The sequence below is a fragment of the Paracoccaceae bacterium genome (assembly GCA_019454225.1).
In the GTDB taxonomy this organism is placed as follows: Bacteria; Pseudomonadota; Alphaproteobacteria; order Rhodobacterales; family Rhodobacteraceae.
This window is the reverse complement of record CP075370.1, coordinates 1,322,715-1,335,576: the sequence shown is the minus strand read 5'-3', so window position 1 is coordinate 1,335,576 and position 12,862 is coordinate 1,322,715. Positions and strand designations below refer to the sequence as shown.

The 12,862-nt window shown below is 70.8% G+C and carries 10 protein-coding genes; 8 read left to right on the top strand and 2 right to left on the bottom strand.

The features are described from left to right. Window positions 1–290: 290 nt before the first annotated feature. The gene (locus KF887_06325; GenBank protein QYK42717.1) at window positions 291–1,811 is read left to right on the top strand and encodes an exodeoxyribonuclease VII large subunit; all 1,521 of its coding nucleotides are present in this window, start codon (window positions 291–293) and stop codon (window positions 1,809–1,811) included. Window positions 1,812–1,937: 126 nt separating this feature from the next. Here the strand turns inward: KF887_06325 and KF887_06320 are convergent, their stop codons facing one another. After that, the gene (locus tag KF887_06320) at window positions 1,938–2,978 is read right to left on the bottom strand and encodes a LacI family DNA-binding transcriptional regulator (protein QYK42716.1); all 1,041 of its coding nucleotides are present in this window, start codon (window positions 2,976–2,978) and stop codon (window positions 1,938–1,940) included. Window positions 2,979–3,081: 103 nt separating this feature from the next. Here KF887_06320 and KF887_06315 point away from each other — a divergent pair, with 103 nt between their 5' ends. The 7 genes from KF887_06315 to KF887_06285 are packed head-to-tail and all read left to right on the top strand — an operon-like array spanning window position 3,082 to window position 11,938. Beyond that, entirely contained in the window at window positions 3,082–4,182 is a 1,101-nt protein-coding gene (locus KF887_06315; protein QYK42715.1) for a glycoside hydrolase family 88 protein, read from the top strand. Then, window positions 4,179–5,012 carry a 5-dehydro-4-deoxy-D-glucuronate isomerase gene (gene kduI / locus KF887_06310; GenBank protein ID QYK42714.1) on the top strand — a complete coding sequence of 278 codons (834 nt, stop codon included), beginning with the start codon at window positions 4,179–4,181 and terminating at the stop codon, window positions 5,010–5,012. Before KF887_06315 ends, kduI begins: the two co-directional genes overlap by 4 nt. 6 nt (window positions 5,013–5,018) lie before the next feature. After that, window positions 5,019–7,490: a hypothetical protein gene (locus KF887_06305; GenBank protein QYK42713.1), complete on the top strand. Its 2,472-nt coding sequence runs from the start codon at window positions 5,019–5,021 to the stop codon at window positions 7,488–7,490. Window positions 7,491–7,548: 58 nt separating this feature from the next. Beyond that, complete coding sequence (locus tag KF887_06300) at window positions 7,549–8,811, top strand: carbohydrate ABC transporter substrate-binding protein (GenBank protein ID QYK42712.1); 1,263 nt, start codon at window positions 7,549–7,551, stop codon at window positions 8,809–8,811. 4 nt (window positions 8,812–8,815) lie between these two features. Continuing rightward, the gene (locus tag KF887_06295) at window positions 8,816–9,829 is read left to right on the top strand and encodes a sugar ABC transporter permease (protein ID QYK42711.1); all 1,014 of its coding nucleotides are present in this window, start codon (window positions 8,816–8,818) and stop codon (window positions 9,827–9,829) included. After that, the gene (locus KF887_06290) at window positions 9,826–10,875 is read left to right on the top strand and encodes a carbohydrate ABC transporter permease (GenBank protein QYK42710.1); all 1,050 of its coding nucleotides are present in this window, start codon (window positions 9,826–9,828) and stop codon (window positions 10,873–10,875) included. The genes KF887_06295 and KF887_06290 overlap by 4 nt, the downstream gene beginning before the upstream one ends. Before the next feature lie 10 nt (window positions 10,876–10,885). Beyond that, the gene (locus KF887_06285) at window positions 10,886–11,938 is read left to right on the top strand and encodes an ABC transporter ATP-binding protein (GenBank protein ID QYK42709.1); all 1,053 of its coding nucleotides are present in this window, start codon (window positions 10,886–10,888) and stop codon (window positions 11,936–11,938) included. Here the strand turns inward: KF887_06285 and KF887_06280 are convergent, their stop codons facing one another. After that, window positions 11,939–12,853 (bottom strand): hypothetical protein, encoded by a 915-nt coding sequence (locus tag KF887_06280; GenBank protein ID QYK42708.1) that lies wholly within the window; start codon window positions 12,851–12,853, stop codon window positions 11,939–11,941. Window positions 12,854–12,862: the final 9 nt, after the last annotated feature.

Sequence of the window (12,862 nt, the reverse complement as noted above, 5' to 3'; positions counted from 1 at the left end):
TGGCCGAAACTGGACTAGCCCATAGGGTCAGCGCCGGACGAGGGCAAGCGGATGCGCCCGGTTCGCCACGCGGACATGCGCGCGATGCAACGGGGCTGCCGAGGATGGGCGCCACTGCCGTGCCGGGCGAGAGGGGCCGACGCTGCATGGCGTTGCGCCGCCGCGGGAAATGTCGATGATGGCGGGCGCGGTGCCGGGCTTGCCGGTGCCGCGCGACCCCCCGGGCGCGGGCCGGATTCCGGTCTGCGCCGTTCCGACGGGCGGGTGATTGCGCTGGGGATGGCCTGACGATGGACCTGATCGAGGATGAACCCGGCCCGGGCGGCAACCGCCCGGAATTCACCGTGTCCGAACTTTCGGGGGCGGTAAAGCGGGTGATCGAGGGCGAATTCGGTCTGGTCCGGGTGCGGGGCGAGGTGGGGCGCGTGTCGCGGCCGGGCTCGGGGCACCTGTATTTCAACCTCAAGGACGACCGGTCGAGCCTTGATGCGGTGTGCTGGAAGGGCCAGGCGGCGCGATTGCAGGTGCGGCCCGAGGAGGGGCTCGAGGTGGTGGCGACCGGCCGCCTGACCACCTTTCCCGGCGGATCGAAGTATCAGCTGATCGTCGACGACCTGGCACCCGCCGGTGCGGGCGCGCTGATGGCGATGCTGGAGAAGCGGCGCGCGGCGCTGGCGGCCGAGGGGCTGTTCGATGCGGCGCGCAAGCAGCCGCTGCCGTTCCTGCCGCGGGTGATCGGGGTGGTCACCTCACCCTCGGGCGCGGTGATCCGCGACATCCTGCACCGCCTGCGCGACCGGTTTCCGGTGCATGTGCTGGTCTGGCCCGTTCCGGTGCAGGGCGAGCGCTGCGCGCCCGAGGTGGCGGCGGCGATCCGCGGGTTCAATGCCATCGCCCCCGGGGGGCCGGTGCCGCGGCCCGACCTGATCATCGTGGCGCGGGGCGGTGGCAGCATCGAGGACCTGTGGGGTTTCAACGAGGAAATCGTGGTGCGGGCGGCGGCGGGGTCGGCAATTCCGCTGATCTCGGCGGTGGGGCATGAGACGGACACGACGCTGATCGACCATGCCGCCGATCTGCGGGCGCCGACGCCCACGGCGGCGGCGGAGATCGCGGTGCCGGTGCGGGCGGAACTGGTGGCGGCGCTGGATACGCTGGCCGCGCGGCAGAGCGCGGCGCTGGCGGCGGGCGCGCGGCTGCGGCGGCAACGGCTGCGCGACCTGGCGCGCGCCCTGCCCCGGCCCGAGCGGCTGACCGAGGGGGCGCGGCAGCGGCTGGACCGCTGGGGCGGGCGGCTGTCGGGGGCGCTGGGGCTGATGGCGGCGACGAAGCGGGGCGCGTTCGCGCGGGCGGCGTCGGGGCTGCGGATGGCGGGACTGACGGCGCTGGTGGCGCGGGCGGCGGACCGGCTGGCCGAGCGGGCGGCGCGGCTGGTGGTGGCGCGGGACCGGGCGATCGCGGGGGCCGGCCGCGAGGCGGCGCGGGGGCGCGAGCGGCTGGCCGGGCTGGGGCTGCGGCTGGAGGCGGCGCCGGGCCTGCGGATCGAGGCGGCGCGGCGGCGGCTGGCCGAGCTTGACCGCATGCGGCAGACGCTGGGCCATGCCGAGACGCTGCGGCGGGGCTATGCGGTGGTGCGGGCGGGCGATGCGGTCGTGACGCGGCGGGCGGCGGCGGCAACCGAGGCGGCGCTGGAGATCGAGTTCCACGACGGCAGGCTGGCGGTGCGGCCCGAGGGCGAGGCACCCGCCGCCCCTCCGCGCCGGGCGCGGGGGCGCGGCGATCCGCCTCCGGGGCAAGGCAGCCTGTTCTGAACAGCCCGCGACGGGGCGTCCCACGATGGGACATTTTTCGAGACAAGCGTTTTCAAGGGGTTGCGTTTTCGATTTAACCCCTTGTTCACACTTGCCCCGCCTTCCGCGCCGACTGGACGGGCGGCGTCACGGCGCCGGGCCGCAGGAACCACGGTCGAGCAAGCGGCAGGCCAGTTCGATGCGGCGCGCGGGCAGGTGCTGGCCCGCGCCCAGATCGCGCAACAGGTCCACCGCCACGGCGCCGATCTCGCGCATCGGCATCTCGATGGCGGTCAGCGGCGGGTTCAGGAAGGCACCCTGCGGCAGACCGTCCATCCCCATCACCGACACCTGCCCGGGCACCGCGATGCCCATCGCCGCAAGGCCCTGCATCGCCCCCATCGCCAGGCTGTCGCCTGCCGCAAGGACGGCGGTGAAATCGAGCCCGCGCGCGGCGACGCGCGCGCGGATCGCCTCGGCCGCGAGGTCGGGCAGCCAGTCGGCCACGCCCAGGACCAGGTCGGGGTCATGGGCGCCGCCGGGGAACATGCGGTCGCCCCAGCCTTCGAGACGCCGCTGGATGGTGCGTCGGCCGCGCCGCATCAGGAACAGGATGCGGCGATGGCCCAGCCGCATCAGGTGGTCGGTGGCCAGCGCCGCCGCCGCCCGGTTCGACGGCGCGACCGATGACAGCAGCATCGAGGGATCGTCGCCATTCACCAGCACGACCGGCTTTGGAAAACCCCGTGCGCCCGCCAGCATGTCCTCGTCATCAAGGGTCAGGAACAGCAGGCCCGCCACCTGGTCGTCATCGGCGGCTTCGGTCAGGGCGCGGCGTTCCTCGTCGGTCGATCCGATGGCGCGGGCCTCGACCACGGCGCGTTGCAGCGCGGCGCGTTCCTCGAGGCCCTGCATGACGTTGAGGGTGAACTGGCTGCGCGAATAGTCCTCCATCGCGGCGGGACTGGCCAGGACGAAGATGCGTCGCCCGGCCAGCGGCGACGGGGTGGCATAGCTGAAATCGCGGGCCATGCGTTGCAGCCGCTCGGCCAGGTCGGGCCGCACCCCGGCCCCGCCCGACAGGGCGCGCGAGACCGTCGCGACGGAGACGCCCGAGGCGGCGGCCAGATCCTCGAGCCGGACGCGGCGGCTGGCCTTGCCGCGCTTGCCTTTGGGTGCGGTTGTCATGCGGGGTCCTCCCACCGCAACATTGTAAAAAATTTTCAGATTGTGCAAATAGTTTTCCTTTCGCAGACTGTGCGGGCAGGAGACGACTCGGGGAGGAGGGGTCATGCGGCCGGATGCGGCGGAGCTGGAACGCCAGCTTGACCTATTGGTGCACGGGCTGACCCGCCTGCGCCATGACGGACGGTTCCACGAGCCGAACCTGGACGGCACGGCGGGCGACTACATCGGTTTCGAAAGCTGGGAATGGCCTCAGGGCGTGGGGCTTTACGGGCTTGCACAGCTGTGGCTGCGGGGCCGGAACCCGGCGCTGCGGACGCTGCTGGAGGACTGGTATGCGCGGCGGCTGGCCGAGGGGCTGCCGGGGCTGAACATCAACACCACCGCGCCGATGCTGGCGCTGTCGGTGCTGTGGGCGGAAACCCGCGATCCGCGCTGGCGCCCGGTGCTGGACGACTGGGCCGACCGGCTGATGACCGAAGCGCCGCGCACGCTGGAGGGCGGGTTCCAGCACGATGTGTCGGACAAGCTGAACCCGGGCGAGCTGTGGGACGACACGCTGTTCATGGCGGGGCTGTTCCTGGCCCGCCACGGGCAGGCATCGGGGCGCGCCGACCTGCTGGACGAGGCGATCCGGCAGTTCCTTGTGCATGCGCGCTATCTGTCCGACCCGGGGACGGGGCTGTGGTTCCATGGCTGGACGTTCAACGGCCGGCACAACTTTGCCCGGGCGCGCTGGGCGCGCGGCAATGCCTGGATCACCGCCTGCATCGTGGACCTGTTCGAGCTGGCCGATCTGCCCGGCTCGGTGCGGATGTACCTGGAAGGCGTGCTGGTGGCGCAGGTCGAGGCGCTGTTGCCGCTGCAGGCCGCGTCGGGTGCCTGGCGCACGCTGCTGGACGACCCGGGCAGCTATGAGGAGATCAGCGCGACGGCGGGCTTTGCCTATGGCCTGCTGAAGGCGGCGCGCATGGGCATCGGCGACGACCGCTGGTCGGCGGCGGGATGGCGCGCGGTGGGCGCGGTGATGGGCAGCATCGACGGCGCGGGCGTGGTGCAGAACGTGAGCTACGGCACGCGGATGGGCCATGACCTGCAGTTCTACCGCGACATCCCGATCCAGCCCACGGGCTATGGGCAGGCCCTGGCCATGCTCTGCCTGGTCGAGGCGCAGGGGCAGGTGCGGGCGGAAAGGGCCGTGGCATGATGGATGTGCGCTATGGCGGGAACCCCGCCGAGGTGATGACCGCGACGACCGACCGGCTGCGCGCCGACTACATGGTCGAACGCGCCTTCGCCCCGGGCGAGATGCGGCTGACCTATACGCATGTGGACCGGATGATCGTGGGCGGGGCGGTGCCGACGGGGGCGCCGCTGATGCTGGGCGACGGGGCCGAACTGGGCACCGCGCATTTCTTTTCGGCGCGCGAGGGCGGCATTGCCAACCTGGGCGGGCCGGGCACGGTGACGGTGGACGGCACGCGGTTCGAGATGGGCAACCGCGACATCCTGTATGTCGGGCGCGGCGCGCAGGCGGTGACGATGCAGAGCGCCGACCCGGCGCGGCCGGCGCGGTTCTACCTGAATTCGGTGCCCGCAGGGGCCGACCATCCGCACCGGCTGATCCCGCGGGCCGGGGCCAAGCGGATCGACCTGGGCGAGGCCGGAAAGGCCAACCGGCGCAGCCTGGCGATGTACATCCACCCCGAGGTGGCGCCGTCGTGCCTGCTTCTGATGGGCATCACCGACCCGGCGCCCGGCAGCATCTGGAACACCATGCCGCCGCATCTGCACGAGCGGCGGATGGAGGCCTACTGCTACTTCGACATGGGCGCCGAGGACCGGGTGATGCACTTCATGGGCCGCCCCGACCAGACGCGGCACCTGGTGATCGCGGATGGCGACATCGTGCTGTCACCGGCATGGTCCATCCACATGGGGGCGGGCACCGGCCCCTATGCCTTTGTCTGGGGAATGACGGGCGAGAACCAGGCCTATGCCGACTTTGCCCCCGTTCCCGTATCTGCACTGAGATAGCATCCGATGACCGGCTTCCTTGCCCATCCCCTGACATCCGGCGCCGCCATCGGCTATTGGCGCGTGGGCGCGACGCATGAGGCGCGCCACGACCTGCCCGACATGCCGATGCAGGGCGAGATGGACCCGTTCTTCTTCCTGACCAAGGACAAGAACTTCATTCCGCACGAGTATCCCTGCCGCACGCAGTTCGCCGCCGACCGGCGCGGGCGGCGGCCGCTGGTGTCGGGCGCGTTCGGCGCGGCGCGGAACTGGCTGCCGTTCGGATCGCCCCGGCTGGACCTGTCGGGGTTCTGGTTCCGCCCGACGGTGGTGTCGACCTGGGCCGAGACGGTGGTGCGCTGCGTGACGGGCGGCAGCGCGCGGCTGCGGCTGCGCACCTGCGGGGGGGCGGTGCTGTTCGTCAACGGGGCCGAGGCCGGATGGATGGCCCCCTACCGGCGCAATGCCGAGACGGCGGCCGAGTTCCAGGTGACGCTGGCGGCGGGCGACAACCGGCTGGCGGTGTTCTTCGACGACCTGTCGGAACGTGACGCGCGCTATTACATCCAGATCGACTGGCTGGAGGGGCCCGAGGCAGAGGCGGGCATCCCGGTGGACTGCGGCACCGATCTGGCGCGCGCGGTCGAGACGGCGCTGTCGACGATGCATTTCGACCGGCCCGCCTATACCGGGGGCGAGGTCGCGCTGACCCTGCCCCGCACGATCCCGGCGGATGCGGCGGTATCGGTGCGGGTCGAGGGCGATTTCATGTCGCACCATCCGCAGGCGCTGATCCGGCATCTGCCGGCCGGGGCGGAGCGGCTGGCGATCGACCGGGCGGAGAACCTGCCGGGGGATTTCCGGCACTTCATCGTCACGCTGACCTGCGACGGCTTTGCCGCCACCCGGACCTTCGGCGTCGAGGTCTGCGACCTTGCCGCGCAGGGCGCGGCCCCGGCCGATCCGGCCGACCGCATCGACGAGGCGCTGCGCTGGATCGCCACCCGGGCGGAACCCGACACGGTGGCCGCGCTGGCCCGGCTTGGGCTGGGCATGGGCGGCGAGGCGACCGAGGCGATGATCGACGCGACGCTGCCCGCGATCGAGGATTGCTGGGACTGCGCCGATTTCGCGCTGGTCCCGCTGATCTGGGGCCGGGCGCGGTTCGGCCATCTGCTGTCGGACCGCATACGCCAGCGCATCGACGCGGCGATCCTTGGCTATCGCTACTGGATGGACGAACCCGGCAACGACGTGCAGTGGTACTTCAGCGAGAACCACGCGCTGCTGTTCCATACCTCGGCCTATCTGGCGGGGCACCTGCTGCCCGATGCGACGTTCCGGCGATCGGGCCGGCGGGGCGCCGACCAGTCCGCCACGGGGCGCGACCGGGTGCGGGCCTGGCTGGACCATTTCGAGCAATGGGAAATGGCCGAGTTCAATTCGGCCCCCTACTTTCCGATCGACCTGAAGGGACTGACCGCGCTGTTCGCGCTGGCCCCGGATGCGGACATCCGCGCGCGCGCCGCGCGCAGCATCGCGCGGCTGCTGGAGCATGTCGCCAATTCCGCCCATCACGGCATCCTGACGGCGGCGCAGGGCCGCAGCTATGAGCACACGCTGCGGGCGGGACGGACGCTGGAACTGTCGGCGATCACCCGGATGCTGTGGGGCACGGGACATTTCGGCGCGCGGTTCCACTGCGTTCCGGGGCTGGCGCTGGCGATCCGCGATCACGGGCTGGCGCCGGACCCGACGCTGGCGGCGCGGGCAAGCCTTGCGGCGGGCGAGCAGGACTGGTGCTTTGCCCAGGGCGAGGGGCGGTTTGCGGCGCTGGCCCATGCCAAGACCGCCGACTGGGCGCTGGGCAGCGCGGCGGCCTATCGCTGGTTCGACTGGGGATATCAGGAAACGCTGGTCCATGGCCGCATCGGCCGCGACGCGGACGCGCAGATCTGGGTGAACCACCCCGGCGAGGTGATCCAGTCGGGTTACGGGCGGCCGTCCTACTGGGGCGGCTCGGCCTCGGTGCCGCGCTGCCAGCAATACCGGGGTCTGGCGATCCTGTGGTTCGACGGCCAGCCCGAGCAGCCCGGCTTCACCCATGCCTGGTTCCCGATGCCGGTGTTCGACGAGGCGCAGGTGTCCGGCGACACGGCGGCGGCGCGCAAGGACGGGGGGGCCGTGATGATCCGCACCTCCGGGCCCCTGGTGCCGGTGACCGAGGGACCGACGACGGGATGCGAGATCCGCCTGGAGGGGCGGCGGGGCTGGTGGGTGCTGCGCCTTGGCAGGGCCGAGGCGCTGGCGCCGTTCGCCGCGCGCTTTGCCGCCCTTGGCCCGGCCCCCGGTGACGACCCGCGCGCCATCATCACCATCGACGACCCGGACTATGGGCGCGTAGTCTTTCACCCGGACGGGCGAGTTTCGGCAGAGGGCCGCGAGATCGCCCCGAAGGACTGGACGGTCGAGGGGACACGGAGGCTTTGCGACTGATCACGACGACCCGGCCCGTCCGCAGAGACGGCGCCGGACAACAACGGAGGAGAAGGCAATGAGGACGAAACTGACCGGCGCGACCCTTGCGGCGCTGTTGATGAGCTCGACCGCGATGGCGGGCGACGTGCGGATGATGTGGTATTCGGACGGCGTGGAAGGCGAGGTCATGAAGGACCTCGTGGCGCGGTTCAACGCCGCGAATCCGGGGATCAACCTGATCCTGGACGAGGTGGCCTACAAGGTGGTGCAGGAGCAGCTGCAGATCCAGCTGGAGGCCGGGGACGGCCCCGACATCGCGCGGGTGACCAACATCAAGACGCTGGCGCCGCACTGGCTGGACCTGACGCCGCACCTGTCGGATGCGGACTACTGGCGCACCAATTTCGGCGCCCATGCCGACTGGATGCGCGAGGACGGATCGGACGCGATCACCGGGTTCATGACGCAGCTGACGCTGACCGGCGGGTTTGCCAACGCCACGCTGTTCGAGCAGGCGGGCGTCGCGCTGCCGGGCGCGGGGGCGACCTGGGACGACTGGGTGAACGCCGCCGACCAGGTGGCCAAGTCGCAGGGCACGGCGGCGGCCTTTGCCATCGACCGGTCGGGCCACCGGATTTCGGGGCCGAACGTTTCCTATGGCGCGAACTACATCGGGCCGGACGGGATGCCCCTGCCCGTGGACGACGGGGTCAAGGCCTTTGCCGCCAAGCTGGTCGGCTGGGTCGAGGGCGGCCAGATGCTGAAGGATACCTGGGTCGCGGCCTCGGGATCGACCTACCGGGCGGCGGCGGACGACTTCATCAACGCGCAGATCCCGTTCTACTATTCAGGGTCGTGGCAGATCGCCAACCTGTCGACCAAGATCGGCGACGGGTTCGACTGGGTTGCCACGGGTTCGCCCTGCGGCACGGCCGGGTGTTCGGGGCTTGCGGGCGGTGCGGCGCTGGTGGCGGTGAAATACACCAAGAACGCCGCCGAGGTCGCCAAGGTCATGGAGTTCTTCGCGCAGGAGGACATCGTGAAGGAGTTCTCGGAACGCACGCTGTTCCTGCCGGCCCACGCCGGGGTGGCCGCCAAGGGCGGGCTGGACTGGCAGACCGATGACCCGAACGTGAAGGGCGCGCTGGACAAGTTCGTCGCGGCGGCGGGCGAGATCGAGCCCGGTGCGGCGGCACTGCCCGCATGGAAATGGGCCTCGGCCTATTACGGCGCGATGGTGAACCGGATCAGCCAGGTGATGGCCGGCGAGATGACGCTGGACGAGGCCTATGCCCGGATCGACTCGGACATCGCCGAGCAGGTCGCGGCGGCGAAGTAGGGGCATGAAGCGCCTGACACAAATGGCGGGGGCCGTGGTGACGGCCCCCCTCGGCTGGCTGGCCGCGCTGATCGACCCGCCGCTGCGGCTGTGGCAGCGGGTGGCCGGGCAGAAGGGCATGGTCGGCTTCTTCCTGCTGCCGAACATGGCGATCTTCGGCGTGTTCGTGCTGTTTCCGCTGGTGGTGAACATCGCCTATTCGATGACGACGGGCGGCGCGCTGTTCCTGGCCGACCGCGAGTTCGTGGGCGGCGCGCAATATGCGCGGCTGCTGACCTGCCAGAATTATCTGGACATCCGCACCTGCCAGGAGGACCAGTTCTGGACGGCGGTGCGCAACACCGGCACCTTCGTGGTGCTGCAGGTGACGCTTCTGGTGATCTGCGCCACCGCGACCGCGCTGATCCTGAACCGCGAGCTGAGGGCGCGGGGGTTCTGGCGGGCGGTGTTCTTCTTTCCGGTGCTGCTGTCGCCGGTGGTGGTGGGCCTGATCTGGCGCTGGATCCTCGACCGCAACGGAGTGCTGAATGCCGGGCTGGTGGGCGTGGGGCTTGACCCGGTCAACTGGCTGCTGGACCGCAACTTTGCCTTTGCCGCCGCGATCGGGGTGACGATCTGGGCGCATCTGGGGTTCTTCGCGCTGATCCTGCTGGCCGGGTTGCAGGCGATCCCGCGCGACCTGTACGAGGCGGCCGAGATGGACGGCACGCGCCCGGCGCGGGTGTTCTGGCGCATCACCCTGCCGCTGCTGATGCCGAACCTGCTGGTCGTGGTGGTTCTGGCGCTGATCCGGGCGGTGCAGGTGTTCGACGAGGCCTATGTGCTGACCGGGGGCGGGCCGGGCACGGCGACGCTGTTCCTGACGCAATACATCTACGAGGTGGGCTTTGCCTCGCTGCTGAAGAACCCGGGGCTGGCGGCGGCGGCCTCGATCCTGATGGGCGGCGTGCTGGTGGTGCTGACGCTGGTGCAGCTGGCGCTGGGACGGCGCAACGAGCGGAGGGGCAAGCTGAAATGACACGCGCGCTTGGCTTTCTGACGCGGCGCCGTGGGGGTGCGGGCTGGCACTGGACGGATGTCGTGACCTTCCTTTGGCTTGGCGCCGGGGTGGCCATCATGTTCGGCCCGGCGCTGTGGCTGGTGCTGTCATCGTTCAAGTCGCCCGCGCAACTGGCCGAGTTTCCGCCGACGCTGCTGCCCTATGAGGCGCGCACGGCAGTGGTCGAGGGCTATGACCGGCCGCTGCCGCTGTTCGTGGTGACCGACGAGGCGGGCAGCCGCACGCTGGCCGAGGTGCGGCGCGTGGGCACCGTGGCGCAGATGGTCGACCCGGAGAACCCCGGCGAGATCGAACGGGTCAACATCGCCAACCGCGCGCCCGACCGGCAGGTGGGGTTTTCCTGGGGCAACTACCTGGACCCGTTCCTGCGGTTCGATTTCCTGAACTACACGCTGAATTCGGTGTTCGTGACGGTCGTCGCGACGCTGATCACCCTGCTGACCAATTCGATGGCGGCCTTCGCCCTGTCGAAATACGAGTTCCGGGGGCGCAACCTGGTGGTCGTGCTGATCATCGCGACGCTGATGATCCCGCTGTCGGTGATTCTGGTGCCGCTGTATTCGATCATCTCGGCGGCGGGGCTGGTGAATTCGCTGTGGGGCGTGATCCTGCCCACGGTGGCCACGCCGACCGGCGTGTTCCTGCTGCGGCAATACATGCTGACGATCCCGGACGAGTTGCTGGAAGCCGCCCGGATGGACCATGCGAGCGAGTGGCAGATCTACTGGCGCATCGTGCTGCCGCTGACCGCGCCCGCGCTGGCGGTGCTGGCCATCTTTTCGGTGGTCTGGCGGTGGAACGATTTCCTGTGGCCGCTGATCGTGCTGTCCCGGCAGGAGGTCTATACGCTGCAGGTCGGCCTGAATGCCTATGCGGGCGAACTGAATGTCCAGTGGCATTACCTGCTGGCGATGACTGTCATCACCATGATCCCGGTGGTTCTGGTCTTTGTCTTCCTGCAACGCTTCATCGCCTCCGGCATCGCCGGGACGGGCCTGAAATAGGAGGTTGCCGATGGGCCGCATCGCGCTGCACGACATCCGCAAGAGCTTTGGCGCGGTCGATGTGCTGAAGGGCATCGACCTGACGATCGAGGAGGGCGAGCTTGCCGTCTTTGTCGGCCCCTCGGGCTGCGGCAAGTCCACGCTGCTGCGGATGATCGCGGGCCTGGACCGGCCCACGTCGGGCCGGATCGAGATCGACGGCGCGGATGTGACCGCGAAGGGCGCGGCCGACCGCGGCCTTGCCATGGTGTTCCAGTCCTACGCGCTCTACCCGCACATGACGGTGCGGGCGAACATGGCCTTCGGGCTGGAGAACACCCGGATGCCGCGGGCCGAGATCGACGCCCGCATCGCCGAGGCGGCGCGGATGCTGGAGATCGAGCCGTTGCTGGAGCGCCGCCCGGGGCAACTGTCGGGCGGGCAGCGGCAGCGCGTGGCGATCGGGCGGGCCATCGTGCGCCGGCCGACCGCCTTTCTGCTGGACGAGCCGCTGTCGAACCTGGATGCGGAGCTGCGGGTGTCGATGCGGGCCGAGCTTTCGGCGCTGCACGACCGGCTTGGCGCCACGATGATCCATGTGACGCATGACCAGGTCGAGGCAATGACCATGGCCGACCGGATCGTGGTGCTGCGGGCCGGCAGGATCGAGCAGGTGGACACGCCGCTGAACCTGTACAATCGGCCCGCCAACCTGTTCGTGGCGGGGTTCATCGGGGCGCCGGGCATGAACCTGTGGCCGGGGCTGGCGGTGAGGGGCGCGGTCCAGATCGAGGGCGGGCCGCGGCTGGAGGTGCCGGGCCTGCCGGACGGCGGTGTGACGGTGGGCCTGCGCCCGCAGCATCTGCGGCTGGACCCGGCCGGGCCGGTGGTGGCGCGGGTGGGCATGGTCGAGGCCCTGGGTGCCGAAAGCGTGGTCCATGCCCGCACGCCCGGGGGTGCGCCGGTGCTGGCGGTGCTGCCCGGCCAGCCCGACCTTGCACGCGGCGCCGAGATCACGCTGGGTTTCGATGTGGACGACCTGCACCTGTTCGACAGCGAGGGTCAGCGCCTGCCGGGTCGGTGATCAGGCCAGTTCGCCGCGCAGGAAATCCAGCACCGCCGCCCGCATCGCAGGGGACTCGCGGTGCCCCGTTTCGGCTTCGCGGTGGATGACAAGGCGGCCTCCGGTGCGGGCATAGGCCGCCGCCAGTTCGGTCAGCGCGGGATCGGCGGCATCGGGGGGCGTCAGCGGATCGCAGTCGCCCAGCCCGACGAACTGCGCGCGGGGCGCCACCATCCCGGCAATCGTGCCGTTCGAGGCGAGCGGCAGCAGCCCCGGGATCGTCAGGTAGGGGCCGTGCAGGTCATGCGCGCCGGTGGCGATCAGCGCGCGGAAATCGGCGAGACAGCACAGCTGGGCCAGGGCGCGGATGCGGGGTTCCACCGCCGCCAGCCAGTAGCCCAGCGTCGCCCCCATCGAGATGCCGTAGACACCGATGCGGTCGGGCCGGATGCCGGGCTGGCCCGACAGCCAATCCAGGGCCGCCCGGCTTTCGCCCAGCATCTGGCCGGCAAGGCTGCGCCCCTCCCACAGGCGGGCCTTGGCGGCGGGGCCCTCGGCCTCGGCCGCCCTGTCGCCGAAGCAGGGCATGTCGAGGCAGAGCGAGGCGATCCCCAGCCCCGCCAGCGCCGGTGCGAGCGGCCCGGCCAGTGCCGGACGCCCCCCGATCAGTTCAGAGGCTCCGATGTCGTAGCGGCCGCCATGGGCGTGCAGCACCAGGACCGCCGGCACCGGGCCGGATGCCGCGACGGGCCGGCAGAAGAAGCCGCGCACCGCCTCGCCCCGCGCCGTGCGGAAGGCGAGGCGCTGCAAGGTCATTGCAGGGTCCGCCGAAGGCTCGGGCCGGGCCGCATGAAACGCCAGCGGGTGATCGTCCAGTCCGAACAGCGGCCAGAGGCGGTTGCGCAAGGTGGCGGTGGCCTCTGCTAGGGTCGGCATGGCGGGTCT